At 64.4% G+C, this 24,412-nt stretch carries 24 protein-coding genes, 1 tRNA gene and 4 pseudogenes; 15 read left to right on the forward strand and 14 right to left on the reverse strand.

Translation table 11 applies throughout. The features are described from left to right. Nucleotides 1-19: 19 nt before the first annotated feature. Nucleotides 20-457: a PEGA domain-containing protein gene (locus D1F64_RS14870; protein ID WP_117413061.1), complete on the reverse strand. Its 438-nt coding sequence runs from the start codon at nucleotides 455-457 to the stop codon at nucleotides 20-22. 90 nt (nucleotides 458-547) lie between these two features. Further along, complete coding sequence (locus D1F64_RS24685; RefSeq protein ID WP_248304474.1) at nucleotides 548-1,054, reverse strand: BA14K family protein; 507 nt, start codon at nucleotides 1,052-1,054, stop codon at nucleotides 548-550. Nucleotides 1,055-1,393: 339 nt separating this feature from the next. Between D1F64_RS24685 and D1F64_RS14880 the strand changes: the two genes are divergently transcribed. The 5 genes from D1F64_RS14880 to D1F64_RS14900 all read left to right on the forward strand — a co-directional run bounded on the left by D1F64_RS14880 (nucleotide 1,394) and on the right by D1F64_RS14900 (nucleotide 4,840). Beyond that, nucleotides 1,394-1,468: transfer RNA gene (locus D1F64_RS14880), tRNA-Thr, on the forward strand. 262 nt (nucleotides 1,469-1,730) lie between these two features. Then, the gene (locus tag D1F64_RS14885) at nucleotides 1,731-2,201 is read left to right on the forward strand and encodes a hypothetical protein (RefSeq protein ID WP_117413062.1); all 471 of its coding nucleotides are present in this window, start codon (nucleotides 1,731-1,733) and stop codon (nucleotides 2,199-2,201) included. 245 nt (nucleotides 2,202-2,446) lie between these two features. Further along, nucleotides 2,447-2,749, forward strand: a complete 303-nt coding sequence (locus D1F64_RS14890) for a YciI family protein (RefSeq protein WP_117413063.1) — start codon at nucleotides 2,447-2,449, stop codon at nucleotides 2,747-2,749. Next, on the forward strand, nucleotides 2,749-3,690 hold the full coding sequence (locus tag D1F64_RS14895; RefSeq protein WP_117413064.1) for an AEC family transporter: 942 nt from the start codon (nucleotides 2,749-2,751) through the stop codon (nucleotides 3,688-3,690). Before D1F64_RS14890 ends, D1F64_RS14895 begins: the two co-directional genes overlap by 1 nt. A 226-nt stretch (nucleotides 3,691-3,916) precedes the next feature. Next, nucleotides 3,917-4,840, forward strand: a complete 924-nt coding sequence (locus tag D1F64_RS14900; protein WP_248304782.1) for a LysR family transcriptional regulator — start codon at nucleotides 3,917-3,919, stop codon at nucleotides 4,838-4,840. 57 nt (nucleotides 4,841-4,897) lie between these two features. Here the strand turns inward: D1F64_RS14900 and D1F64_RS14905 are convergent, their stop codons facing one another. The 6 genes and pseudogenes from D1F64_RS14905 to D1F64_RS24690 form a co-directional block, all read right to left on the reverse strand. Next, nucleotides 4,898-5,227: an SMR family transporter gene (locus tag D1F64_RS14905; protein ID WP_117413066.1), complete on the reverse strand. Its 330-nt coding sequence runs from the start codon at nucleotides 5,225-5,227 to the stop codon at nucleotides 4,898-4,900. 143 nt (nucleotides 5,228-5,370) lie between these two features. Then, nucleotides 5,371-6,444: an ACR3 family arsenite efflux transporter gene (arsB, locus tag D1F64_RS14910; RefSeq protein ID WP_305764465.1), complete on the reverse strand. Its 1,074-nt coding sequence runs from the start codon at nucleotides 6,442-6,444 to the stop codon at nucleotides 5,371-5,373. Beyond that, nucleotides 6,441-6,990: pseudogene (locus D1F64_RS14915) on the reverse strand (arsenate reductase ArsC). The gene arsB and the pseudogene D1F64_RS14915 overlap by 4 nt, the downstream one beginning before the upstream one ends. 55 nt (nucleotides 6,991-7,045) lie before the next feature. Further along, nucleotides 7,046-7,390, reverse strand: coding sequence for a metalloregulator ArsR/SmtB family transcription factor (locus D1F64_RS14920; RefSeq protein WP_117413068.1), 345 nt, complete (start codon nucleotides 7,388-7,390; stop codon nucleotides 7,046-7,048). A 247-nt stretch (nucleotides 7,391-7,637) separates the two neighbouring features. Further along, complete coding sequence (locus D1F64_RS14925; RefSeq protein ID WP_117413069.1) at nucleotides 7,638-8,438, reverse strand: pentapeptide repeat-containing protein; 801 nt, start codon at nucleotides 8,436-8,438, stop codon at nucleotides 7,638-7,640. Nucleotides 8,439-8,718: 280 nt separating this feature from the next. Continuing rightward, nucleotides 8,719-8,907, reverse strand: a complete 189-nt coding sequence (locus tag D1F64_RS24690) for a hypothetical protein (protein WP_248304837.1) — start codon at nucleotides 8,905-8,907, stop codon at nucleotides 8,719-8,721. On the opposite strand from D1F64_RS24690, the pseudogene D1F64_RS14930 reads away from it, so the two are divergent. The 3 genes and pseudogenes from D1F64_RS14930 (at nucleotide 8,827) to D1F64_RS25145 (ending at nucleotide 10,397) form a co-directional block, all read left to right on the forward strand. Beyond that, nucleotides 8,827-9,149, forward strand: a pseudogene (locus tag D1F64_RS14930) (cytochrome c). The gene D1F64_RS24690 and the pseudogene D1F64_RS14930 overlap by 81 nt on opposite strands. A gap of 51 nt (nucleotides 9,150-9,200) precedes the next feature. Next, complete coding sequence (locus D1F64_RS14935) at nucleotides 9,201-10,115, forward strand: cytochrome c (RefSeq protein ID WP_117413071.1); 915 nt, start codon at nucleotides 9,201-9,203, stop codon at nucleotides 10,113-10,115. A gap of 156 nt (nucleotides 10,116-10,271) precedes the next feature. Then, complete coding sequence (locus tag D1F64_RS25145) at nucleotides 10,272-10,397, forward strand: hypothetical protein (RefSeq protein ID WP_256372904.1); 126 nt, start codon at nucleotides 10,272-10,274, stop codon at nucleotides 10,395-10,397. Between the two features lie 57 nt (nucleotides 10,398-10,454). On the opposite strand, the pseudogene cutA reads toward D1F64_RS25145, so the two are convergent. Further along, nucleotides 10,455-10,810, reverse strand: a pseudogene (gene cutA, locus D1F64_RS25460) (divalent-cation tolerance protein CutA). Between the two features lie 423 nt (nucleotides 10,811-11,233). Here cutA and D1F64_RS14945 point away from each other — a divergent pair. Both D1F64_RS14945 and D1F64_RS14950 read left to right on the forward strand, forming a co-directional pair. Further along, entirely contained in the window at nucleotides 11,234-12,058 is an 825-nt protein-coding gene (locus D1F64_RS14945; protein WP_117414627.1) for an NAD kinase, read from the forward strand. Nucleotides 12,059-12,250: 192 nt separating this feature from the next. After that, complete coding sequence (locus D1F64_RS14950) at nucleotides 12,251-12,763, forward strand: Hpt domain-containing protein (RefSeq protein ID WP_162901582.1); 513 nt, start codon at nucleotides 12,251-12,253, stop codon at nucleotides 12,761-12,763. A 49-nt stretch (nucleotides 12,764-12,812) separates the two neighbouring features. On the opposite strand, the gene D1F64_RS14955 is transcribed toward D1F64_RS14950, so the two are convergent. Continuing rightward, a complete protein-coding gene (locus tag D1F64_RS14955; RefSeq protein WP_117413073.1) occupies nucleotides 12,813-13,958 on the reverse strand; it encodes a DUF2336 domain-containing protein in 1,146 nt (381 codons plus the stop codon). A 150-nt stretch (nucleotides 13,959-14,108) separates the two neighbouring features. Then, the gene (locus tag D1F64_RS14960; RefSeq protein WP_162901583.1) at nucleotides 14,109-15,758 is read right to left on the reverse strand and encodes a hypothetical protein; all 1,650 of its coding nucleotides are present in this window, start codon (nucleotides 15,756-15,758) and stop codon (nucleotides 14,109-14,111) included. Nucleotides 15,759-15,781: 23 nt separating this feature from the next. On the opposite strand from D1F64_RS14960, the gene D1F64_RS14965 reads away from it, so the two are divergent. The 3 genes and pseudogenes from D1F64_RS14965 to D1F64_RS25465 all read left to right on the forward strand — a co-directional run bounded on the left by D1F64_RS14965 (nucleotide 15,782) and on the right by D1F64_RS25465 (nucleotide 17,143). Beyond that, nucleotides 15,782-16,255, forward strand: coding sequence for a MaoC family dehydratase (locus D1F64_RS14965; protein ID WP_117413075.1), 474 nt, complete (start codon nucleotides 15,782-15,784; stop codon nucleotides 16,253-16,255). Nucleotides 16,256-16,260: 5 nt separating this feature from the next. Further along, nucleotides 16,261-16,886 (forward strand): annotated as a pseudogene (locus D1F64_RS14970) (CoA ester lyase); the annotation flags it as partial. 65 nt (nucleotides 16,887-16,951) lie between these two features. Beyond that, nucleotides 16,952-17,143: a hypothetical protein gene (locus tag D1F64_RS25465; RefSeq protein WP_346432338.1), complete on the forward strand. Its 192-nt coding sequence runs from the start codon at nucleotides 16,952-16,954 to the stop codon at nucleotides 17,141-17,143. 84 nt (nucleotides 17,144-17,227) lie between these two features. Here the strand turns inward: D1F64_RS25465 and D1F64_RS14975 are convergent, their stop codons facing one another. Together D1F64_RS14975 and D1F64_RS14980 are read right to left on the reverse strand one after the other, a co-directional pair. Continuing rightward, on the reverse strand, nucleotides 17,228-17,854 hold the full coding sequence (locus tag D1F64_RS14975; RefSeq protein WP_117413076.1) for a flavin reductase family protein: 627 nt from the start codon (nucleotides 17,852-17,854) through the stop codon (nucleotides 17,228-17,230). 10 nt (nucleotides 17,855-17,864) lie between these two features. Continuing rightward, nucleotides 17,865-18,437: a nitroreductase gene (locus tag D1F64_RS14980; RefSeq protein ID WP_117413077.1), complete on the reverse strand. Its 573-nt coding sequence runs from the start codon at nucleotides 18,435-18,437 to the stop codon at nucleotides 17,865-17,867. A 542-nt stretch (nucleotides 18,438-18,979) separates the two neighbouring features. Between D1F64_RS14980 and D1F64_RS14985 the strand changes: the two genes are divergently transcribed. Beyond that, nucleotides 18,980-19,828 carry a hypothetical protein gene (locus D1F64_RS14985; protein ID WP_205470487.1) on the forward strand — a complete coding sequence of 283 codons (849 nt, stop codon included), beginning with the start codon at nucleotides 18,980-18,982 and terminating at the stop codon, nucleotides 19,826-19,828. Between the two features lie 47 nt (nucleotides 19,829-19,875). Here D1F64_RS14985 and thrS read toward each other — a convergent pair whose 3' ends face one another. Beyond that, nucleotides 19,876-21,834 (reverse strand): threonine--tRNA ligase, encoded by a 1,959-nt coding sequence (gene thrS, locus D1F64_RS14990; RefSeq protein ID WP_117413078.1) that lies wholly within the window; start codon nucleotides 21,832-21,834, stop codon nucleotides 19,876-19,878. Between the two features lie 984 nt (nucleotides 21,835-22,818). On the opposite strand from thrS, the gene D1F64_RS15000 reads away from it, so the two are divergent. After that, nucleotides 22,819-24,405, forward strand: coding sequence for a cation:proton antiporter (locus D1F64_RS15000; RefSeq protein WP_248304476.1), 1,587 nt, complete (start codon nucleotides 22,819-22,821; stop codon nucleotides 24,403-24,405). Nucleotides 24,406-24,412 lie beyond the last annotated feature (7 nt).

Here is a 24,412-nt window from a genome sequence, read left to right on the forward strand (position 1 = left end):
TAACCGCGAACCCGGAGCGTTATTGAGCCATCTGGGCTTCCCGCGCCCACTGCGCCTGCGCATCCGGCGCGGGTTTCGAGGTGTTTTCGGGATTCTCGAAATCAACCACCACAGGGTTGGGCGTGTGGTCGCGATGCATGCCTCTGGCCGCGGTTACACCAACCAGCAGCGGACCCCCACCAAGGAGCGTCCCGGCTATCTGGGCCTGTCCCAGCGGTGAGGTCCAGGTTCTCACCTCAACGACCTGCGGCTCATAGCCATCCTTGGTCATGGTGACGGAGAAATCGATCTTGCGCCCCATATCGAGCGAACACGGCGTCGTGCAGGACAACCCTTCTGATGTCGTCGCCGAGGCCCCGCTCGGATTGCTTTCAAACGAGACTTTCTCCTCAGCCTGACGCGCGACCGAGCACGCTCCCAGGGAAAGACCGATCAGAATGACACCCGCAATACGCATGAAGCCCCCACGCTTGATTCCTTATTCGCATGAGTAACAAGCATGGGGTGTGGCAAATGAACAGGCCTTTCCCGGAAAAGCACCCTTGGCCTACCGGCACATCCGGTACCGCCCCGAGTACGCCAGATAATATCCCGTGCGCGGGTTGAAGCTGCGGTATTTGGCGCGGCAGTAGTCATACCATGCCGGCGTCCAGGGCCGCGGCCGGCCATAATGATGGCGGACACGGTACGGCCGGTAGCGCGGCACATATTCCCGCGCATAGTAATAGCCGAAGGGATAGGCGTAGCTCGCATAGGGCACACCGATGTAGACGCCGATGTGCGGTCCCGTGCGCCGGTAATATCCGCGGTGATGTCTGTGATGCCGGTGGTGCCGCCGGCTGGTGAAAAAGCCGCGCCGCCGGTCATGCCGGTAGCCGATCTTTTCAACCGGGCCGGCAGTGTCTCCCACGGCCGACGCCAGCGCGCGCGGCGCAGCCGCCATCCCGGCCCGCGCCGGCTCCGCGCCGAGAACCATCACACCGGCCACGGACACGGCCAGCACCGCGCCGCCAAGGGCCCTGCCCACCATGCCGCACATTGTCTGGATACGCATGACGCAACCTCCACTGTCATCCGCGCCGTTCGCCGAAACAGCCGAACGCCGGCGCGCAAAGCCCCCCTTTGCCTGCATCGTCGCAAGCTGACGCAGGGAAATCCAGACGTTTGTGAATTCGGGTGCCGGCCATATCCTCAAGCGATCCTTGAGCGGACGCGCAAAGCCCGCCAGGCGCCGGCTCAATCACGCACCGGAACGGCCCGCCAGAGGGGACAATCGGGCACCCTCGCCGCGAAAAACCGTATGCCTCCCAAGCGGCTGTGAAAATCGTCAACCGGCGCGCAAACACGGGTAGGCACCCCGCCCCCGGTTGTGCTATTGCACCCGCCATTGCGGGCCGGCATAGCTCAGTTGGTAGAGCACCTGATTTGTAATCAGGGGTCACGGGTTCGAATCCTGTTGCCGGCACCAATTTCCTAAAATCCTTCTGCACGTCAATCCAATTCCAGCATACATCGCTCGCGCCATGTCTGAAGCCCAACGTACGCTCAGTGCGGGACGCAGCGAACCCAAGCAAAACGTGCGGCAACCCGCAAAAGCATTGCCACCCCTTTGCTCCTTGCCTGAGCAGCGGAGAGGCCCCCTACGTTTGCAATAAGACGATCTGCAAAATTACTGATAGATTGACTGGGGATCGAATTCCTTGATCTGACGCGAGGGGTGGAGTGACTTTATGGGATGGGACGTTCTCGCAATCGTTTTGGGGGCCGTAGCCAGCTTGCTCGGCGGCGGCGTTCTATGCAGCAACTATATTCAGAAATTCATCACACGCGTCTTAAACCATCCTCGAAAGGTGACAGAGTCTTACGCAACAAAACTATCCTCTCTCACCAAACAGCTCGACGCATCGTCGAAGCAAATTGACAGAGTTCTTTTCGAAATCGCCACAGTGGCAGAAAACAGACAACAAACCGTCGAGAAGCTGGAAACCGAACTCAAAGTGCTGGAAGATCAGGAGCAGCACATGAAATTCCGTATAGAGGCACTCGAAAACACGCCGCTAGAAGCCGCGGCGCATTTTGCCGCCCTCATCGCCGACGGTGAGAAGCGCAGCAAGAAGCGCGATTATGTTCTGTTCGGCGCCGGCGTCCTCGCATCAACGCTCGTAAGTCTTATTAGTCTCATTATTGAATATTTTTCGTAGGCATTGCTCGAGCAGATCCTGTCACCCTGATCAGACCCAGCCGTTGCAAAGCAAATGGGAGACACGCTGCGATCGCAAAAGGCGCGGTGCCACAATGACACTCACGAGAACATGCAGCCCCCTTCCCAATCGCGAAACCGGGTGTTGCAATATTTGCGGCTGATCGGCGGGCGCGCGACCGGGTACGGTGATGCGGCATCCCCCAGAGGTTGGGGCCCCTGTTGGGGCGAATGGGAGGGTTGGACATGTCTCAATTCGTCGTGCTGTTTCAGGACAATCTCGATCGCGCCAACGAGAGACCGCGCCACATGGCGGCACACCTGGAGTTCCTCAGGCGCAACGCCGACCGGATCCAGGCGGCGGGTCCGCTGATGAGGCCGGATGACGGCGCGGGCGCGGGAGGTCTGTGGCTGGTCTCGGCGGAGAACGCCGAAACGGTCGAAACGCTGGTGCGCGAAGATCCCTTCTGGCCAACCGGCCTGCGCAAGGACGTCACCATTTTGGGCTGGAAGCAGGTGTTTCGCGACGGGCAGCGCCTGAATTCGTGATGGATGATGCGGTCTTCGGCAATTTCGCCTCCGCCAGCCTGCCGGTGCTCGTGCTCATCGTCACCGGGCTCGCCGCGCGCCGGCTGCTGATCCGGGATCAGGCCGCCTGGGCGGCGCTCGACCGCATCAACTTCCGATTGCTCATTCCCGCCCTCATCATCGGAACCCTGGCCGGCAACGATATCCATGCGGTCTCCAGCCTGCGGATCATGAGTGTCATTGCGCTCGCGCTGCTGGGGCTGACCGCAAGTCTGCTGCTGCTTTATCGGCTGCTCGTGCCCGCCCGCATGGACGCGCCCGCCTTCACCAGCCTGTTCCAGACGTCGACGCGCTGGAACGCCTCGATCGCGCTGGTGGTCGCGGGGCTCATTTACGATCCGCAGGCCATCACGATCATCGCGCTGATCATGGTGATCCTGATGCCGCTGGTGAATGTGATCAATATTTCCGTGATGGTGCGCGTGCTGGACGCGCGCGGATCGGCAATGACCACGCTGATCTCCGTGGCCAGAAACCCGATCATCCTGGGCTGCCTCGCCGGCATCGGCCTCTCGGCCGCGCGCGTCCCCCTGCCGCAGCCCCTCGCCGACAGCCTCGCGCTGCTGGGTCACGCGTCGATCGCGACAATCCTGCTGAGCCTGGGCGCGGGCCTGAGCCTGAGCGGCTTTCACGGCCGAACCGGCCCCATCGCGCTCAGTTGCGCGCTGAAACTGCTCGTGATGCCGGGACTGGTGCTGCTCATCGGCCGTCTCGCCGGACTGGACACCGCCGTGCTGACGGTTGCGACCGTCGCCACCGCGATGCCCACCGCCACGAACGGATATGTCGTGGCGCAGGAAATGGGCGGCGACGCGCAGCTCTATGCCTCCAGTTGTACGGTTCAAATGCTGCTGTCGCTGGCCACAGTCCCACTCTGGATCCTGTTCTGCCTGCGGCTGTAGCCGGATTTCTCAACAACGAAGGAGCCCAGCGCCCCCCTTGCCACATAACGCGCTTCGAACCGGTCCAGACGCCAGACAATTGCCGCCCGCGGAAGCCGCGCTCTTGCCGCACGCCCTGTTTTCGGTAGCTTGGAATGAGATCACCGCGCGCAACATCCGAGCCTTGCTCCGGCCGCTCCGAGCCGTCGAAGGCAGGCACTCCCAGTGGAGGTGTGGCCCTATGAAAATGCAATCCCCAATTGCAAAAAACACTCCTCCGATTTCCGCAGCGAAGCTCAACTGGAGTGATCTCAGGATCGTTCTTGCGGTCGCCCGCGCAGCCTCGATCAAAGGGGCCGCGCAGCATCTGAACATGACCGAGAGCACGATCTCGCGCCATATCAGCGCGGCGGAAGCATCGCTCAATGTGCATCTGTTTGAGCGCACGCCGACCGGCATGCGCATGACCGCCGCCTGCGAGGATCTCGCGGAGCACCTGTCGCGCGCGGAGGCCGAACTGGAAGCCGGGCTGGAGGCGGCGGCAAACCGCCATGGCACGGCCGCCGGCATACTGCGTATGACCACGGTCCCGACCCTGATGAATCATGTCATCATTCCCGCCGTGCCTGCTTTTCTGCGGCGCTATCCGCGGGTCGAGCTGGAGCTCATCGGACTTCCGGCGGATCTGAGCATGATGCGCCGCGAAGCGGATCTGGCGGTCAGGCTGTCGCGGCCGACATCGGACATGGGGGCATTGACCCGCTCGCTGGGGCAGCTCGAATACGGGGTCTACGCCGGCGCCCGCCGGAAGGGCTCGCATGCGGAGACCCTGCCCTGGATCACATATGAGAAGGGCATGGCCGGACTTCCGCAGGCCAAATGGATCGCGCAGCGCGCCAGCCGGCATGGGGAAGCAATCGGTGCGCTGCGGTGCAACGACGCCGACGGACTGATCGCCGCTCTGCGGGCCGGTTCGGGCAAAACCCTGCTGCCAAGGATCGTCGCCGCCAACGTCCCGGATCTCGAGGAATTGCGCGGCCACGACGGGCTGCCGTCGCGCGAACTGTGGCTGCTGGTCCACCCCAACCTCGCGATCACGAAACGCACCCGCGTGGCGATCGACTGGCTTGTCGCGCTGTTTGCCCGCTCCGCCGGTCCCGATCCGCGATAATGGGCCGGCCGCGCCATAGCGGCCGGCGCACACCGCCGCCAGGCACGACCCCTTCGCTCAATGCGTCAGCGACTTCGAGAACACGTTGACGATCACCACGCCGGCGATGATGAAACTCAGCCCGACGATGGCGGGGAAATCGAGCTTCTGGCCGAACCACACCCAGGCCACCAGCGCGATCAGGACGATCCCGGCGCCGGACCAGATGGCGTAGACGACGCCCGTGGGCATCGCCCGCAGCGGATAGGACAACAGCCAGAAGGCGGCCGCGTAGAAGACGATGGTGATCAGCGTCGGGATCGGCCTGGTAAAGCTCTCCGAGCGCGCCAGCGCGCTGGTGGCGATGACCTCGGCGGCGATCGCGGCGCCAAGGCACAGATAGGTCATGGCGAAAGTCACGGGAAATCCTTTGGCGCGGGAAAACGACGAAGCCCACCCCATCTATCCACCGGATTCGCACAAGCGCAATGCGCGGCACCCCGACGGCGCGGATAATGCCCGCGCCGCCGTGAAGACCGTGCCCCTGGCAGTCAGCCGAAATGCCGCTGGGTGCGGTTGGCGAAAGCGACCAGCGACAGCATCACCGGCACTTCCACCAGCACGCCGACCACGGTCGCCAGCGCCGCGCCCGAGTTCAGTCCGAACAGGCTGATGGCCACAGCCACGGCCAGCTCGAAGAAGTTCGACGTGCCGATCATCGCGCAAGGGGCGGCGATGCGGAACGGCACCTTCAGCACCCAGGCCGCCGCATAGGCGATGGCGAAGATGCCGTAGGATTGCAGCAGCAAGGGTACCGCGATCAGCACGATGAGGATCGGCTGCGACAGGATCACGCCACCCTGGAAGCCGAACAGCAGCACCACGGTGGCCAGCAGCCCGAGAATGGAGAAGGGTTTCAGCGTTGCGGTGAACGACGCCACCGCGTCCGGCTTCGCCCGCCCGCCGGTCAGCCAGCGCCGCGTCATCCAGCCGGCCACCAGCGGCACCACCACATACAGCGCCACCGACAGCACCAGCGTGTCCCACGGCACGGGAATGTTGCTGACGCCGAGCAGCAGCGCGACGATCGGCGCATAGGCGAAGATCATGATCAGGTCGTTCACGCTGACCTGCACCAGCGTGTAGTTGGGGTCACCGCGGGTGAGCTGCGACCACACGAAGACCATCGCCGTGCATGGCGCCGCCCCCAGCAGGATCAGCCCCGCGATATAGGACTGCGCGTCCTCCGCGCTGACAAGGTTGGCGAACAGATACTTGAAGAACAGCACGCCCAGCGCCGCCATGGTGAAGGGCTTGATCAGCCAGTTGACCGCCAGGGTGATCAGCAGGCCCTTGGGCTGATCGGCCACATGGGTGATGGCGGAGAAATCCACCGCGATCATCATCGGGTAGACCATCGCCCAGATGAGAACCGCGACCACCAGATTGACGTGCGCGATCTCGAGGCTCGCCAAAAGCTCGAACATCCCCGGGAACACCTGCCCCAGGCCAATCCCCAGGACGATGCAAAGCCCCACCCAGACCGAAAGCCACTTCTCGAAGACGCCGATGGACGGCGCCTCGATGGCCGCGCCGTGACGGCTTTCCGATTTCGCCATGCTCATGTGTTCATTTCCCCAGCCTTCGTGTCGGTGTCTTGATCAGTCTTGCCGATAGCCTGCAGACGCTTTTGCAGCGACATCCGGTCGATGCTTTTCAGCGGCAGCGCGCAAAAGGCCTGTATGCGGTTGTGCAGCATCCGGTAGGTGTCGGCGAAGGCGAGCGCGATTTGCGCATCCGTTCCGGTAACGGCCGCCGGGTCCGGCACGCCCCAATGAGCGGACATCGGCTGACCCGGCCACACCGGACACGCCTCTCCCCGCCATCCAGATCGCGCGCCGCGCTGTCGCAAACGGTGAACACGAAATCCATTTTCGGCGCATCGGGACCGGAGAACTCGTCCCAGCTCTTCGACCGGGCGAAGCCCGTATCAAAACCCAGCTTCTCCAGCAGCGCCAGCGATTGGGGTGCACCGCGCCCTTCGGATCGGAACCGGCGGAATAGGCCTTGAACCGCCCCTCGCCCACGCGGTTCATGATCGCCTCGCCGAGGATCGAACGCGCCGAATTGCCCGTGCACAGGAACAGGACGTTGTAGACTCTCTCGTTCATGGGGTGCCTTCCGTCATTGACCATTGGTTCGTCCCGCCGCCGAATCCGCCAGGCCTCAGCATGCGCAGGCGATTTCCTCGATAATCGGCTGGCAGATCTCGGGCCGGCCGCCGCAGCAGTCTTCCATCAGAAACGCCAACAGGCCGCGGATGGCGTCGAAATCCGCGAAATAGCGAATGGTGCGCCCATGGCGCTCGTTGCGCACCAGCCCGGCGTTCAGCAGCACCGCGAGATTGGCGGACATGGTGTTCTGCCGCACCCCCAGCGTCTCGCCGACCTCACCCGAGGCAAGCCCCTCTGCGCCCGCCTTGACGAGCAGGCGAAACACATCGAGCCGGGTCTGCTGACTGAGGGCGGAGAAGGCGGCCAGGGCGCCGGCATTGTTGTCTGAAGTATCCATATATCATGATTTATTGATATAAATATCCGGAGTCAACCCGCATCTGCAAGCAGGCGCCGCATCATCCGCGCCGGAGTTATACCAACGGTCACAACGAATGACTCATTTGACCGGTATTGCGCGGCGTCTGGCAAGGAGCGGTTCGCAGGGCGATGCGGGGCATCGTTCAAGAAGCGCGACGCTGCCCAGTCGTTGCGCAAAGCAGGCCTTCGGTGGGCAAATGGGTCATTCGTTACGATCGTTGGTATTACTTCCACAGCGCCCGGCCGGCATTGCGCGCGGTATCGAGCCCGCGCGGCGTGCCCCGGGTCTCGCGGAAATCGGCCCCGGCCAGATCGGCGCCATCCAGCTGCACTTCGGCCACGCCCGCGCCCGTCAAAACCGCGCCGCCCAGGTCGGCGCGGGTCATGTCCGCGCCATCGAAGCGCGCGCCTTGAGCCTTGGCGAACCGGAAATCAGCGCGCGACAGATCGGCGTCGGAGAAATCCGCGTCCCTGAGAATCGCCGAGGCGAAGACCGCGCGCATCAATCCCATCGACTGGTTGCGCATGTCCGCGCCCATCCGTGCCCCGGCCAGCGTCGCACCGGTAAAATCGGCGCCGCTCATGTCGGCGATGATCCGAGCGCCGGACAGATCAGCGTCCTTGAAACGCGCCTCGCGCATCTGTGCCTGAAAGATCGTGGCGCCGCGCAGGCTGGCGCCCTCGAAATTCGCCCCGATCGCCCAGGCCAGATCCAGCCGCGCGCCGGACAGGTCAGTGCGGCGCAGGTCCGCCCCGTTCAGCGCCGCGCGCGTCATGTCGGCGCCGGAGAGATCCAGTCCGCTCAGATCCAGCCCGTTCATCCGCACGCCGGTGAGATCGAGTGTCCCGCCGCTGTCGCCGATCCGCGCCTCGATGTCCGCGCGCGACACGTCCGCCTGGGTCATCTGCGGGCTGTCCATGTCCACGTGATCGAACATCGACTGCGCCTGAAGAGCGCTGAATGACGCCGCGGCGATCAACGCAGCCGCCGCGATAACGATGGTCTTGCTCACCCGCGCTTGCATCCTCTCTCTCCCTCACGATGGATCCGCATCGCCGCTATTGAAGAAGCGCGGGCGCCGCATGCCAATTGAACCCTCGTACAGAAACGGCGGCGGCAAGCGCACATCTGCGTGAACGCCGCACGCGCGCGCAGCGCCCCGACGCCCTTCAATCGCGCCGCCGCCGGTCGGCCTCACCGACAATTGAACGTGCCGTCTATTGCCGCAAGTCACTGACCAAGGGAGACTTTGGCCACCCAACCAGCACCGGGCCAACGGAGAAAGACCAATGAATTTTCGCGCACTATCCACCCTCACGGCCGTTGTCATGATCGGCTTCGGTGGTGCGGCCCTGGCGGTCGACGATCCGATCAAGGCGCGTCAGGAGTTGATGAAGGGAATCGGCGACTCGATGAAGGCGCTCGGACAGATGGCCAAGGGCGAGATCGAGTATGACGCCGCCAAGGCCACGGCCGCGGTCGAGACGATCCACACCAACATCCAGACGTTTCCCAATCACTTCCCGAAGGCTCCAACGAGGGCAAGACCCAAGCCAGCCCGAAAATCTGGACGGACATGGACGGCTTCGAGACCATCGCCAACAATCTCGAGATGGCTTCCGCGGAGGCGATTCCGGTCATCGGTCAGGGCCTTGACTCCATGCGCGGCGCGCTCGGATCGATCGGCAAAAACTGTAAGGAGTGCCATGAGGGCTATCGCGTAAAGAAGGACTGACGCTAAGATATTCCGGCGCGCGCGTCACATTGGTTCGTCGGAAAGAATTTCATGCGTCTGTTTTTCTGGGTGTTTCTCGTCCTTTCCGGCCTTGGCGGCGTCACCTTCTACTGGCTGACGTCGCCGGAAAGAATCTACACATCCATGCTGGTGGCGCATGAGAAGGACCTCGCCAATGGCGAGCGGGTCTTCTGGGCCGCCGGTTGTGGCTCCTGCCATGCGGCGGAAAAGGCCAAGGGCGATGCCAAGATGCGGCTCGGCGGCGGTCTGGCGCTGAAGACTCCTTTCGGCACGTTCAACGTCCCCAACATCTCGCCAGATCGGCTGACCGGCATCGGCACCTGGACGGACGCCGAGTTCGCGACCGCCATGATCAAGGGCGTCTCGCCGGACGACCGGCACTACTTTCCCGCCTTCCCCTACACCTCCTATCAGCGCATGAGCATCGGCGACGTGCTGGATCTGAGGGGCTTTCTCGACACCCTGCCCGCTGTCGTGAACACGGTTCCGCCGCACGAGGTGTCGTTTCCCTATTCGTTCCGGCGCGGCATCGGGCTCTGGAAGCTGCTCTATCTGGATGGAAAGCGGTTCGAACCCGATCCGATGGCCTCCGCCGAGCTGAACCGCGGCGCCTATCTCGTCCAGGGCCCGGGCCACTGCGGCGAATGCCACACGCCGCGCAATGCCATTGGCGGATTTATCGCCGGCCGCGCGCTGGCCGGCGCAAAGGCGCCCGAGGGCGACGGCTTCGTGCCCAACATCACCCCGCATGAAACGGGCATCGGCGGCTGGAGCGAGGCGGACATCGCCTATGCGCTGGAAAGCGGGTTCACCCCGGAGTTCGACACACTGGGCGGCAGCATGACCTCCGTGCAGGAGAACATCGCGCATCTGCCGGCCGAGGATCGCGCGGCCATCGCCACCTATCTGAAAAGCATTCCGCCGCTGCCCTCGGATCGGCCGTGATCCGGGGCCGCGCCGCTGCGCGCGTGCATGCCGCGCGCGAACTTGTGATATCCGCCACACGCCATACCCGTGGATATTCGTATAGACTGATCCGTGGTGGCGCCCGGACGATCCGGACGGCATCCCGTTAAAGACTATTCGCGATGGAGCGTTGCAATGAAACCAACGGCATCCGTGACCTGCCTCTTGAACCAAGCGAGCCAGGAGCAGTCCGTCGCCTATGGCTTTGCCATGGCGGCCGCCCTGTGGTCGATGATCATCGCGGCAAGCGTTGTCTGCTGACACACGCGCAATCGCAGTCCCGGCCGGCTCCGCGGCAGCCGTCCCATACAGCTGTGCTCAGTGCGGCTTGTCAGGAATGATCTGTGTCGCCGCGACGATCCATTCCAGATAATCGCGCGCGCCGCCCGCTGTCGGCAGCACCAGAAGCGCGGGCTTCTCGTAGGGGTGGAGTTCGCCGATCGCCTCCATGACGTCCACCACCCGGCCGGAAACCGTCTTGACCAGAACCACGACCTCCTGCGCCTCCTCGACCACCCTTCCCAGATGTAGACGGACACCATGCCAGGTACGATGTTGACGCAGGCCGCCAGCCCGGTGCGCACCAGCGCGTTGGCCGCCTTCTTGGCCTGCTCCATGTCGGGAAATGTCGAATAGACCAGAACCGCTTCCGTGTCCGCCTCGTCCAGTCCCATGGCGCTCACCCCATCCTCCCAAGCCTCGTGTGTTCACGCATGATAGGCATGCGCACCCGCGGCGCAAGGCGGCGCAAGTCCGGCGCATGCGCCTTTCGTGATCATGGGGCATTGCCAATCGCGGCGGAAGCGGGCCGGAGGATCGTGGCCAACATCTTGATTCCGGTACAATTTGCCACGCCGAATGGCGGATCGATTTCGCGCGGGATACCGTCCGCGCGCTTGCCTGCCCGCGCTGTCTGTGCTCCTAAGGATGCAACGCAACGCCGCGCGGGGCGCCCGATTTACATTCCGGCGCGCCGGGGCGAAAGATAAACACGCGGGCGACCGCGCACCGGAGCGCACGCCCCATCGTCGCGTCCGGAGGGGCGGGACGACATGGACAGGCAGCGTTTGGACACCACGAGCGAACCGGCAATGGACATGCGCACCAAGGCGCCACAGGCAAATCCCGCCGACGGACAATCCGGCGAGCCCGTCCGCACGATCGAGACCCTGGCCTTCGTCGCCAGCGACACGCCGGAAGCCGAGGCCGCGCGCGACGCGCTGCATGCCCGCTACGACGGCGTGGCGCCCGAGGACGCCGACGTCATCGTGGCGCTGGGCGGCGACGGACTGATGCTGCAGACCCTGCACCGGTTCATGAACACCGGAAAGCCGATCTACGGCATGAACCGCGGTTCCGTCGGATTCCTGATGAACGAATACCGTGAGACGGATCTGCTGGAGCGCATTCGCAAGGCCGAGGCCACCGCCATCCATCCGCTTTTGATGCGAGCCACCGACGTCGACGGGCGCGAGCACGTGGCGCGCGCCATCAACGAGGTCTCGATGCTGCGCCAGACATACCAGGCGGCCAAGCTGCGCATCACCGTGGACGAGCGACTGCGGCTGGAGGAACTCGTGTGCGACGGCATCCTGCTGGCCACCCCCGCCGGCAGCACCGCCTACAACCTTTCCGCCCATGGCTCGATCCTGCCGATCTACGCGCCGCTGCTGGCGCTGACACCGATCTCCGCCTTCCGCCCCCGGCGTTGGCGCGGCGCATTGCTGCCGGACCGCTCCAAAGTCCGTATCGACGTGCTGGAACCCGCCAAGCGCCCGGTCAGCGCGGCGGCTGATCATACGGAGATCCGCAACGTCGCCTCAGTGTTCATCGAACAGGACATGACATCGCAAAGCCTCGCCATGTTCGACCAAGATCATAGCTGGGACGAGCGGATCCTTACCGAGATGTTCCGCTATTGACGGGCCCGCTTGCGTAGAAAAACAGACCTCACTGCCATGACGATACAGATCGTTAAGACAAATTGCGCATTGTTCCATGATCGAATCCACGCGCGCCAGACATCGGTAACCGCGGGGGACGTCGAACAGACGGATTTGTTCGGCCACTGGACCGCCGACGCACCGGGCAAAGCCCGGGTGAAGGAATGCGAGATGACGAGCAGCGCGAACACCCAGGACTGCGAATACATCACGCCACCGGTCAATCTGCGCACCAAGGTCCGCGTGAAGTCCGACCAGGAAGACGGCGACTTCGATCCCGTGGCGGCCGCTGAAAAGGCGCTGCAAAACCTCTCCGGGAATTTTTCCAACTGGATGGCGGAAGAGACCGGAACGCTGGTGAAGCTATGGAGCGGCATGCGGCTGCGCGCGCTCACTCCGGATGACCGTGACTCGCTGTTTCGCGCGGCCCATGACATCAAGGGTCAGGGCGTGACCCTCGGCTTTCCGCTGGCCTCGACGATCGCCGACAGCCTCTGTCACCTGCTGGAAACGGTTCAGGACCCGCGTCAGATCCCGAACCAGCTGATCGAGCAGCATGTGCAGTCAATTCGCGCGATCTACGCGGATGGCGCGTGCACGGACTGCGATCCGGTCGCGACCGAGCTCGCCAATCAGCTTGCCGAAATTTCCGAGCAATTCATTTCCACGCTGAAGCGCAACTGATACGGCGGTGCCAAGCAGGCTTCTCCAGAACGCGCGCTGTGGCGCCGCGTTACGCAGCGGTCAGCGCGCCATGCACGAAATGCCGCGCGGCCTCGCGAGCGGCCTCGCCTTCGAGCCGGTGCAGCAATCCGCGCAACTGATCCAGATCATCCTGCCCCGCCGCACCGTGATAGCGCGCCAGAACCTCGCGGATCATCCGCCGCGTGAATTCATGCCCATACAGCCGGTCGCCCCGCATCCGCATGACGCGGTAGGTTTCCACCGCCGCCACGAAGGCCGAATGGGTGCTGCGCGGCAACTCCGCCTTGGCGAACAGCGCCCGCAGGCTGGTTACCTGGGCGCTGTCCAATAGCACGGCAACGCGCGTGCGCGGCATTCCGGTGAGACTCGCCAGCGCGCATTCGAACAACCGGATGTTGCCGGAACAAACCGTTCGCAACAGCAGCGTGGGCGTAAGCTGGGCGCTCAGGCGCAGATGTTCGACAAGACCGGGGATCTCGTGATCCTCCGCCTCCCCCGCCAGCGCCACGGTCACCTTGTCGCGGGCCTCGCCCACAACGTTCTCCACCTTGCCCGACCGAATGCCGGAGCGGACGAAGGGCATCATGGCCAGCGTCTCGGAAAGGTCCGCCACCAGCTTCTGCTTCACCGCAAGCGGCACACCGGGCCGCTGCATCATGGCGCAGCGCAAGCGGCTGTCTTCCTTGAAGCGCTCGACCAGACGCTCGAAGCTGCCGCGGCAGATCGCGGCGCCCGGGTTGGCGAGGAGCTCAAGGCACGCGTCAACGGCCCCGACCTCCGCGATGGCGCCCGACACAGCGGCCGAAACCTGTGGCCGCAGCGCGATGGCCGCTTGAATTTCGACATCACCCGCGGCCGCGAAATCCACCAGTTCGGTATCGAGAAACAGCGGCGAACGCATCAGCACAAGCGAAGCGATCGCCGGCAGGTCATTGGCCAGCGCCAGGATGATGTGGCGCGGCGCGCGGCTGCTCGCCCCCAGGGCATCGGCCAGCGCGGCGCGGACCACAGGCGCGGGATCGTCGAGCAAAAAGGTCATCGCGGCCTCCGCCGCGTCGCGATCGATCGGGTCGAGACGGGAGTGCAGCCAGGCGCGCGCCAGTGCGTTCGTCGCATCCGCGCGCGCGGATGCCGGCGCCGTTCCAATCCATCGCAAAAAGTCTCGAATAACCATCGTCCCGTCTCCGCGTGAAGCGAGAAAACACCTTGCCACTCAAGACTTAAGAATCGGTTCACCATAATTGCGCGGACACGAAAAAGCCCGCCGGAGGCGGGCGTCGCAAGCGCAAAAAGTCGGCTCGCCAATCTTGCCGCGCGCCGGGCGTCACACCGGCGGCAGCAGATCCTCGGGTTCCTTGAAGATCTGGTAGCGCAGGGCGCCGATCAGGTTGAGCGGGCCATGCCGCTCACTCTCGTCATTGGCAGCCACGCGCGCGATCGCAACCGGCGCGGCCGCGTCCACGGCAGCGCGCTCATCGGTTTCACCGGCCTGACGGCCGGCAAAAAGCGGCGAGCGGCCCGCATCGGGCTGCGCCGCAAACGCGTTCAGATAGGACGGATTGATCGGCCCGCGCGAGGCGGATGCATCATTGCGGAACAGAGCCTGGAAGGCCGAGGACGGCGCCGTCGCGCGCCAGGCGCTCGCGACCCGGTCACGCGGCTCCGCCGATGCGGAAGCCTGGCTGGATGACACCGGTACGGCCGTCGTGGACAGTCGTGCGAATTGATTGGGATCCTCTGCGGCGAGCAGCACCGCCGCATCGGAATTCGGCGCGGGCCTGAGCCCGGCGTTGGCATCATCGGCGACCGCATCGGCCGCATTCGAAGCCGGCGCCGCGCTGGCGACAACCGTGTCGGCGGGATCGACGGGCGTCTCGCCGGGATCTTCGGCGCCGGCATCCGCATGCATGGCGGTCAACCGGTCCTGGAGGCCGGCGACGCTCTGCGACAGAAACGCAAAGCCGCCCAGCGGCTCGGCGCGCGCGGCGGGAAATGTGGTCTTGTCATCCTCATCCGCCGATTTCGCCGCCATCACGGACGACGCGACCACGGACGCAATCGCCAGCGGCGACACGGTGCCGGTGTCACTGGAAACGGCCTGAAGGATGTCGGCGGCGGCAACGGCCACCGGCTGAAGCGCATCGGAAACAGTCGCCTTGGCGACCGGCATCGGAACGTCCTCACCCGCCGGGATCACCGCGGCATAGCGGGTCTGGGCCGGCGCGTCGTGCTGGCGCACCAGCTTGTCGTAGACTTCCGACGCGCTGCGGGCGTGACCGGACTTTTCGTAGAAGATCGAGCGGTTGGCCTTCGCCTGACGGGAGAACACGGTGTCGGCGCGCGCGTCCGGGTTGCCCTCGGCCATGCCGATCAGCCGCGAGGCCCCATTGGCGCCGAGAAAATGCGCGATATACAGCTCGCCGTTGGTCGGTTCGCGACCCAGCCGGTTCTCCAGATAGGCCCCGTTCTTGGCGGTCAGCTCACCGGCCATCACCGAGGCGATTTCCGGGTCCTTGCGCAGATCGAGGATTTCGCGCCGCCGCGCCGGATCGCTCACACGATATTTGCCGTTGGCGCTGCGCGTGATGTCCTTGGCGTAATCGCCCAGCCCGTGCTGCGCGCCGCTCTGCTTCATGGTCTCGAGCCACGTGGACTCGATGAACTGGAACAGTCCCGTCGCGCTCGATGTCGGCGCCTTGGCGCTGACATTGAAATTGGATTCGCGCTCCGCGGTCTTGACCAGGTAGCCGAAATCGGCTCCCGTCGTCGTGCTGGCGGATTGAAACGCCAGTTCGATGCGAGACGCGATGGATGGAGAGGGGGCCACTTTCATGTTCATCGCCTCCTCGGGGCGATCGACGGATAAGGCTGGTTTAACATGCTTTTCACACTCGCCCCAACTCGTTAACAGACCGTTAACTATAATGCGCAAATCGGCGGAGCACCGCCGTTGCGCGCTAACCCGTACGACCAACACGATGCCAGGGAGAGCGGCTGATGCGCGGGCTTTATTTCGAGGAATTCGCGATCGGCGCGATGTTCGACCACACCCTGCGGCGGACGGTGACGGAGATGGACAACATGCTGTTTTCCAACATGACTCTGAACCCGCAACCGCTGCACATCGACCGTCACTTCTGCGAGACTCAGACCGAATTCGGCCAGCCTTTGATGAATTCGCTGTTCACGCTGGGGCTGATGATCGGCATTTCCGTCAATGACACCACTATCGGCACGACAATCGCGAATCTGGGCATGTCGGATGTGAAATTTCCCAATCCGCTGTTCCAGGGCGACACCGTACGCGTGACTACCGAGGTGCTCTCCAAGCGCGAATCCCGCTCCCGTCCGGACGCCGGAATCGTCGATTTCGAGCACAAGGCCTACAATCAGAACGATGTGCTGGTGGCCGTCTGCCGGCGCCAGGCCTTCATGAAGCGCCAGCCCGCGCCCGACGTAATGGAGGCCTAGGCCGCATGCGCTCCCTGCTCTTCAATCCCGGCGACAGCGCCCGCAAGATCGACAAGGGTCTTCAAAGCGGCGCCGATGTGCTGCTGATCGATCTCGAGGATTCCGTCGCCCTCTCCGCCAAGGTCGACGCGCGCCGCGTCACGGCGGACGTGCTGAAGGTCGCCATGCGGGAGGTTCTGCGTCCAAAGCTCTATGTGCGCGTCAACGCCTTCGACACCGGCCTGTGCGAGGACGATCTCGCCGCGGTCATGCCGCAGGCGCCCGATGGCATCATGCTGCCCAAATGCAGCTCCGGCCGTGACGTCGCCCGCCTCCACGCCATGCTCGCCGTGCACGAGGCGGAGGCCGGCCTGGAAGACGGCTCGACGGGCATTCTGGTGGTCGCAACCGAGACCGCCGCCTCGCTCTTCGGGCTGAACAGCTACGCAGGCGCGAGCCGGCGGCTCAAGGGCCTGAGCTGGGGGCGGAGGATCTGTCCGCCGATATCGGCGCGTCCGCCACCCGGGGTGACGACGGCCGCTTCGCCGCGCCCTTCGCGCTGGCGCGCAACCTGTGCCTGTTCGGCGCCGTGGCCGCCGAGGTGGCGCCCATCGACACGGTCTACACCAACTTCCGCGACACCGAGGGCCTTCGGCGGGAATGCATCGAGGCAGCGCGCGACGGTTTCGTCGCCAAGATGGCGATCCACCCGCGCAGGTGCCGGTCATCAACGAGGCGTTCACGCCGGATGAGTCCGACATCGCCCGCGCCCGCGCCATCGTCGATGCATTTGCCGGAACGCCCGGCGCCGGCGTCATCGGCGTCGACGGCGAGATGCTCGACCGCCCCCACCTCAAGCGCGCCGAGAAGACCCTCGAGCGCGCCCGCCTCGCGGGCAGGACCGCATGATCGCTGGAATGGCGAACGAAAACGGGCGCATGGACCACGCCACGTGCCCGTTTCATTTCATATGAAGCGGCCCTGATCGAGGGGTTACGCGCCGCCGGCGTTTCCGCCGCCGCCCGCCGGGCGCGCCATCTGGAAGACGCTGTCGACAATCGAGTAATCCTTGTAGCCAAGGCGCGCCAACGGCTTCAGCTCGGTGATGTCGACCATGCCGTCATGGATGAAGGCATCGTCGATGTGGATGCCCACGACCTGGCCCATCACCATCCAGCGATCGACATCCTTGCCGTCCACATCCTTGAGGTGAATGGTCTGCAGATGCTTGCACTCCATCGCCACCGGCGTTTCCGCGACACGCGGCGCCTTGACCATGGTGCACGGCGCCTGCGTCAATCCGGCCAGCTCGAATTCGGAAACCCCGTGCCCGGCCGGGGCCGAGGTGGCGTTGACGGCTTCGCGCAGGTCCCAGGTGGCGAGATTGCAGACGAACTCACCCGTCTCCGCGACGTTCTGCACGCTGTCCTTCCAGCCCGTCGACGAGAAGATGACGATGTGCGGATTGTCGCTGATCGCGTTGAAGAAGCTGTAGGGCGCCAGATTCGGCCGCCCCTCGGCATCGAGCGAGGAGATCCAGCCGATCGGGCGCGGGGCGACCAGCGCCTTGAACGGGTCATGGCGAAGGCCGTGGGCATTTATCGCTGCGTCATAAAACATGGCGGTGAGATCAGTCCTTCGACCAGTGGGTGGTGAGAGCGTCGATATCGGGCCGGGGCCGCTCGAACGGCGGCTCCTTGGGCGTGCCGATATGAATGAATCCGGCGAAGCGCTCGCCGTCGCGCAAGCCCAGCAACGCCGCGGCTTCCGCGTCATGCGCGTACCACTCGGTGAGCCACTGCGAGACGAACCCCAGGGCGTGCGCCGCCGTGGCCAGGTTCATGCACACGGCGCCGGCGGAGAGCTCCTGCTCCCAGACAGGAATCTTGGCATGCTGCGAGGCGGTGGACACCACGCCGATGACCAGCGGCGCGCGCGACAGCCGGGTGCGTTCCTGCTCCTGCTGGGCGGCGTCCAGATCCGGCTCGCGCGCCAGCCTCAACGCGCACAACGCCTCGCCGGCCTCCGTGCGAGCATCGCCCTGAAACACGATGAAGCGCCACGGCGCCAGTTTGCCGTGGTCGGGCACCCGCGCGCCGATGGTCAGAAGCCGGCGCAGCTGTTCGGCGTCGGGACCGGGGTCGCCGAGATTGACTGCGGGAATCGAGCGGCGGGTAAGAAGTAGGTCCAGAGCGTCTGGCATGATATCACGTCGCCTTCGTGTTGCTGGCCGAGCCGGCCATCGGGTCTTGGGGTTGCGGGCCGGATCGGGCCGCTGAAACGGATGCCAAGAGGCGGGATTTTCGCTAAAATCCCGTTTGCGCCGGGTGTCTGATGGCGATCGGTGGGCGACGCATAGGAGCCGACCCCTTTACGGGTGGCCGGGAATGCTGTCAATGGTGGCGGATCGGGGCTTGAATTCGCCATGATTTTAGGGCTCACAGGAGATATGTGCGAGAACATGTTTTACAAGCCGGCCCGCGCCGCCTCTCCGTCCGCTCTTCTGGTCTGGCTTGCGTCGACGGCACGCATGATGGTCACGATGGCGCTGTTGCTCGTGGCGGGCATCGCCATCGTCACGGCGCACGGCAGCGCCGCGCACAAGGCGGCGGCCCAGCCCCGGCGCAGGCGGCCATCGCGAAGACGCCGGATGCCGCGCGGACGGCCCCGCAGCCGACACGGCTCGCTCTGGACGACACTGCGGCCGCGCCGACGACGCTCGACGATCTCTTCAGCACCCCCGCCGTGCGTTTCTCGAATGAAGCGCCCACCGAGCCCCTGCCCTACGCGCCCAGCGGCAGCGACGCCCCGGACGAATCCACCCACGCGCCCCTTTACTTGTCCGCACGGCTGATGCCGGACGGACCCAAGATCGACAGCGGCGTGATCTGGCGCGTTTATTCCGATGCGGTGGACACCAGCGGCCGGCTCGAACTTCTGGCCACCGCCACGGGCGGCGCAACGCAGTTCGCCCTCGATCCCGGCACCTATCTGGTGCACGCCGCCTACGGCCATGCCGGGACCACGCGGCGGATCACCATCAGCAAGATGGGGCACGCGGAATCCGTGGTGCTCAACGCGGGCGGGCTGAAGCTCAATGCCGTCGTCGCGAAAACGATCCCGCTGGTCAGCGACGATCTGCGTTTCGACATCTATGAGATGGATTTCGATGAACGCGGCGAGCGGCGCGTGGTCGCGCGCGACATCCGACCCGCGTCCATTCTGCGTCTCAATGTGGGCACCTACCACGTGGTCAGCCGCTACGGAGATGTCAACGCCACGGTGCGCGCCGACATCCGCGTGGAGCCGGGCAAGCTGACCGAGGCGACGATCTATCACAACGCCGCGCGCGTCACGCTGAAGCTGGTCAATGAGACCGGCGGCGAGGCGCTCGCCAACACCACATGGTCCGTGCTGACGCCGGGCGGCGACGCCGTGGTCGACGGCACCGGCGCCTTCCCCAGCTATGTGCTGGCCGCGGGCACCTACACCGTCATCGCGCGCAACATGGACAAGATCTACACCCGCGAGTTCGAGGTGGATTCAGGGCGCGACAGCGAGGTCGAGGTCAAGACGACGGTCGCGACCAACTGATCGCGACGCATCGCGTCACCCTGATCTGCGCCCCGGGGCCGCCGCGCCTACGCCTCGCGCTTGATGTCCGGCGCGATCGCCTCATCGGTCAGCGCCGCCAGCGCGGCGTCCAGCGTCATGGACGTCTGGTCCTTGGAGCCGAGACGGCGGATGTTGACGGTGCCCTCTTCGGCCTCACGATTGCCGCAGACGAGGATCACCGGCACCTTGGCGAGCGAGTGCTCGCGCACCTTGTAGTTGATCTTCTCGTTGCGGATATCCGCTTCCGCGCGCAGGCCCGCCTTGCGCAGCTTGGCCAGCACCTTGAGCGCATAGTCGTCCGCATCCTGGGTAATCGTGGTCACGACAACCTGCTGCGGCGCCAGCCACAGCGGGAAATGACCGGCGTAGTTCTCGATGAGAATGCCCAGGAAGCGCTCCATGGAGCCGCAGATGGCGCGGTGGATCATCACCGGCGTCTTCTTCTCGCCGTCGCTGTCCACATAGAAGGCGCCGAAGCGCTCCGGCAGGTTGAAGTCCACCTGCGTGGTGCCGCACTGCCATTCGCGGCCGATGGCGTCGCGCAGGGTGTATTCGAACTTCGGTCCATAGAAGGCTCCCTCGCCCGGCAGGATGTCGGTCTTGATCCGGCCTTCGGACTTCGCCTCGATCTGCTTGAGCACATCGGTCATCACCGCTTCCGCGTGATCCCACAGCTCATCCGAGCCGACGCGCTTTTCCGGCCGGGTCGACAGCTTGACCACGATCTCGTCAAAGCCGAAGTCCTTGTAGACCGACAGGATCAGATCGTTGATCTTCAGGCACTCGTCGGCCATCTGCGCGTCGGTGCAGAAGATATGCGCGTCGTCCTGGGTGAAGCCGCGCACGCGCATCAGCCCGTGCATGGCGCCCGAGGGCTCGTAACGGTGCACCATGCCGAACTCGGCCATGCGCAGCGGCAGATCGCGGTAGCTCTTGAGCCCGTGCTTGAAGATCTGCACGTGGCCGGGGCAGTTCATCGGCTTGAGCGCGAAGACGCGGTCGTCCTCGGCTTCGGTGTCGGCGCACTGCACGGAGAACATGTTCTCCTTGTACCAGCCCCAGTGGCCCGAGGTTTCCCACAGCGAGGTGTGCAGCACCTGCGGCGCGTTGACCTCCTCGTAGTCGTTGATCAGCCGCCGGCGCATGTAGGCGACCAGGCTCTGGAAGATGCTCCAGCCCTTGCCGTGCCAGAAGACGACGCCCGGGCCCTCTTCCTGGAAATGGAACAGGTCCATCTCGCGGCCCAGCCGGCGATGGTCGCGCTTCTCGGCTTCCTCCAGCATGTGGAGATAGGCCTTGAGCTCCTTGTCGTTGGCCCAGGCGGTGCCGTAGATGCGCGTCAGCATGGCGTTGTTGGAATCACCGCGCCAATAGGCCCCGGCCACCTTCATCAGCTTGAAGTCGTTGCCGACCTGGCGCGTGCTCGCCATGTGCGGCCCGCGGCACAGATCCAGCCAGGCGCCCTGCCGATAGATCTTCAGGCTCTGATCTTCGGGAATCGCGTCGATCAGCTCGACCTTGTAGCTCTCGCCCTTCTCCGCGAAATAGGCCTTCGCCTCGTCGCGCGACCACACTTCCTTGGTAAACACATCGCCGCGCTGGATGATCTCGCGCATCTTCTTCTCGATGACCGGCAGGTCCTCGGGCGTGAACGGCTCGTTGCGGGCGAAATCGTAATAGAATCCGTTCTCGATGACGGGTCCGATGGTCACCTGGGTGCCCGGCCACAGTTCCTGCACCGCTTCCGCCATCACATGCGCCGCATCGTGGCGGATCAGCTCAAGCGCGCGGGGGTCGTCGCGGGTGACGATCTCGATCTTCGCGTCCGCCTCGATCGGATCGGACAGATCGCGCAGCTCGCCGTCCACGGTCATGGCGACGGATTTCTTCAAAAGCGATTTGGAAATGCCCTCGGCGATCGCCGCGCCGGTCACACCGGAGTCGAATTCGCGCACGGATCCATCGGGAAAGGTCAGGTTGATCATCGTTCTCTCCTGCTCACTCCCGCAAACGAGTGCGGGTAAGCGTTGATTGCTTTAGTCGAGCCCCAAATAAGCGAATTGAGCTGAAGGAGCAATACAGCGGAACCGCAGAGCCTCCGTTCTGACACAGCAACCGCTTCACCAAGTAGGCATTACCAACGAAACTTCGTTATTCGCACATGCCGAATTTTCTGAGAATTCGCTTTACATCCGGCACGGCGAAAAAGCCGATCACCCCACCGAGAACCATGAAAACCAGAGCACCCCGAATGCCTCCAAAGCCACCTACTATTCCAGTGCCCCCTCCAAGGACCGCCCCTAACACCACACCAAAAAAAATGCCAACAAGCCTATTTATCATAGCAAAACTCATCTCATATAAATTATTATTATCAATAACTTATTTGAATTTATTCGATCAATCAAGTTCATCGAATTTCTATCCACAGTGCCAGATCCACATGGATGCGAACTGCAACACTGAACGCGTGCAAGCACTCCTCCGCGAAAAGACACTCCACACCACGGATGAGCCTCTGGATCAATCCGTCTAAAACGACATCCTTTGCCTCCTCCTCAAAATCGACGCAGTACAGCCCGTTGCCAACAAAATAGCCTACGAGCACATTGCTCTCACCTGCATACATCTGCTGGCCCCGGCGACGCTCATTCCTGCGGTGAGCGCGACCCGTTTCCACGTCCCCGCAAGGGTTGAGGCGCGAGCGGCGGGAATCGCGCACAATGTGTCCAAACCGGTCATAAAAGCCTGGAGAGTCCCGTGTCCTGGTACACCCCCGATCACATCGAACTGCTGTTCTGGGAAGCACTGGCGCTGATCATTGCCGCCTGCATGCTGGTGCCGCTGTTCCGGCGTCTGGGATTGGGCACCGTGCTTGGCTATCTCGCGGCCGGCGTCGGCGTCGGATCGACGGTCAATCTCAGCCTCAACGTCCACCCGAGGAGCTGCTGCATTTCGCCGAATTCGGCGTGGTGCTGTTCCTCTTCGTCATCGGGCTGGAGCTCAAGCCCTCGAACCTGTGGGACATGCGGCGCGGAATCTTCGGCCTCGGCCTCGCCCAGGTTCTGGTCTGCGGCGTGGTGCTCGCCGCCGCGCCGCTGGCCTTCGGATTGTCATGGCAGGCAAGTCTCGTCATCGGTCTCGGCCTGGCCCTGTCCTCGACCGCCCAGGTGATGCAGACCCTGGACGAGAGCGGCGAGCGGCTGGCGCCGCACGGCCGCGCCGCCTTCGCGATTCTGCTGTTTCAGGATCTGGCCATCGTGCCGCTGCTGCTTCTGGTGCAACTGATGGCGCCGGGCAGCGCCGAGCCGAGCCTTGTTGAGAGCCTCACCAACGCCGGCATCGCGATTGCAGCGATTCTCCTGCTGATCATTGTCGGCCGCTATCTGCTCGACCCTATGTTCAGCCTGCTGGCGAAAACACGCCTGCCCGAAATCATGACCGCCAGCGCGCTCGGCGTCGTCATCGCCGCCGCCCTGATCATGGACATCGCCGGCATGTCCTACGCCATGGGCGCCTTTCTCGCCGGCGTCTTGCTGGCCGAATCCTCCTACCGGCACGAGATCGAGGCCAATATCGAGCCGTTCCGCGGGCTGTTTCTTGGCCTGTTTTTCATGGCGGTGGGCATCTCGCTCGACCTGCGGGTCGTCGCGGACAACTGGCTGATCGTGCTCATCGCCGTGCCCGCGCTGATGGCGCTGAAGGGCGTGACGATCTATGCCGTCGCGCGCGCCGGAAAACTGACCCATCCGACGTCGGTCAAAACCTCCCTGGCGCTCGCCCAGCACGGCGAATTCGGCTTTGTCCTCTTCTCCTCGGCCGCCTCCCTCGCGGTACTGCCCCTGGAGACCGCCTCGATCCTCATCGCCATCATCACCTTCTCGATGGCCCTGTCGCCGATGGTCGAGCGCCTGCGCCCGCTGCTCATCCGCTCCGAGGCTCCCGACACCATCGACGAGGACTTCTCCGACGCCGGCGGCAGCGTGCTGATCATCGGCTTTGGCCGGGTGGGGCAGATCGTGGCGCAGCCGCTGCTCGCCACCGGCGTTTCCGTCACCATCATCGACAATGACGCCGAGCGCGTCCGCGAAGCGCGGCGATTCGGCTCGCGCGTGCATTTCGGCGACGGAACCCGGCGCGACGTGCTGCGCGCCGCCGGCGCGGCCAGCGCCGATCTCATCGCCATCTGCAGCAACTGCCACACACAGACCAGCGCGATGATCCGCCTCATCAGGCACGAGTTCCCGCAGGCCAGGCTGATCGCGCGCACCTACGACCGCATCCACGCGATCCAGGTCGCCGATCTGGGGCTGCACGCGGAGGTGCGCGAGACCTTTGAATCCGCGATCCTGCTCGGCGGCCACGCGCTCGCCGCCCTCGGTCAGCCGCAGGAGCGGATCGACGAACTGCTTCTCGACCTGCGCCAGCGCGACGCCGAGCGCCTGCGCGAACAGGCCCGCATCGCCGCCGCCGCCGCCGGCCGCGAAGACGCCATCAACAAGATCCGCCCCGAGCCGCTGCGCCGGGCCGCCAAGAGACCGGCGATTCCGGAGTAGCGCCCGG

Source organism: Breoghania sp. L-A4 (genome assembly GCF_003432385.1).
GTDB lineage: Bacteria > Pseudomonadota > Alphaproteobacteria > Rhizobiales > Stappiaceae > Breoghania.

What these genes read in the sequence shown, in the direction of transcription:
- D1F64_RS14870 (WP_117413061.1), bottom strand. Translation starts at nt 457, where the DNA reads ATGCGTATTGCGGGTGTCATTCTGATCGGTCTTTCCCTGGGAGCGTGC.
- D1F64_RS24685 (WP_248304474.1), bottom strand. Translation starts at nt 1,054, where the DNA reads ATGCGTATCCAGACAATGTGCGGCATGGTGGGCAGGGCCCTTGGCGGC.
- D1F64_RS14885 (WP_117413062.1), top strand. Translation starts at nt 1,731, where the DNA reads ATGGGATGGGACGTTCTCGCAATCGTTTTGGGGGCCGTAGCCAGCTTG.
- D1F64_RS14890 (WP_117413063.1), top strand. Translation starts at nt 2,447, where the DNA reads ATGTCTCAATTCGTCGTGCTGTTTCAGGACAATCTCGATCGCGCCAAC.
- D1F64_RS14895 (WP_117413064.1), top strand. Translation starts at nt 2,749, where the DNA reads ATGGATGATGCGGTCTTCGGCAATTTCGCCTCCGCCAGCCTGCCGGTG.
- D1F64_RS14900 (WP_248304782.1), top strand. Translation starts at nt 3,917, where the DNA reads ATGCAATCCCCAATTGCAAAAAACACTCCTCCGATTTCCGCAGCGAAG.
- D1F64_RS14905 (WP_117413066.1), bottom strand. Translation starts at nt 5,227, where the DNA reads ATGACCTATCTGTGCCTTGGCGCCGCGATCGCCGCCGAGGTCATCGCC.
- arsB (WP_305764465.1), bottom strand. Translation starts at nt 6,444, where the DNA reads ATGAGCATGGCGAAATCGGAAAGCCGTCACGGCGCGGCCATCGAGGCG.
- D1F64_RS14920 (WP_117413068.1), bottom strand. Translation starts at nt 7,390, where the DNA reads ATGGATACTTCAGACAACAATGCCGGCGCCCTGGCCGCCTTCTCCGCC.
- D1F64_RS14925 (WP_117413069.1), bottom strand. Translation starts at nt 8,438, where the DNA reads ATGCAAGCGCGGGTGAGCAAGACCATCGTTATCGCGGCGGCTGCGTTG.
- D1F64_RS14935 (WP_117413071.1), top strand. Translation starts at nt 9,201, where the DNA reads ATGCGTCTGTTTTTCTGGGTGTTTCTCGTCCTTTCCGGCCTTGGCGGC.
- D1F64_RS25145 (WP_256372904.1), top strand. Translation starts at nt 10,272, where the DNA reads ATGAAACCAACGGCATCCGTGACCTGCCTCTTGAACCAAGCGAGCCAG.
- D1F64_RS14945 (WP_117414627.1), top strand. Translation starts at nt 11,234, where the DNA reads ATGCGCACCAAGGCGCCACAGGCAAATCCCGCCGACGGACAATCCGGC.
- D1F64_RS14950 (WP_162901582.1), top strand. Translation starts at nt 12,251, where the DNA reads ATGACGAGCAGCGCGAACACCCAGGACTGCGAATACATCACGCCACCG.
- D1F64_RS14955 (WP_117413073.1), bottom strand. Translation starts at nt 13,958, where the DNA reads ATGGTTATTCGAGACTTTTTGCGATGGATTGGAACGGCGCCGGCATCC.
- D1F64_RS14965 (WP_117413075.1), top strand. Translation starts at nt 15,782, where the DNA reads ATGCGCGGGCTTTATTTCGAGGAATTCGCGATCGGCGCGATGTTCGAC.
- D1F64_RS14975 (WP_117413076.1), bottom strand. Translation starts at nt 17,854, where the DNA reads ATGTTTTATGACGCAGCGATAAATGCCCACGGCCTTCGCCATGACCCG.
- D1F64_RS14980 (WP_117413077.1), bottom strand. Translation starts at nt 18,437, where the DNA reads ATGCCAGACGCTCTGGACCTACTTCTTACCCGCCGCTCGATTCCCGCA.
- thrS (WP_117413078.1), bottom strand. Translation starts at nt 21,834, where the DNA reads ATGATCAACCTGACCTTTCCCGATGGATCCGTGCGCGAATTCGACTCC.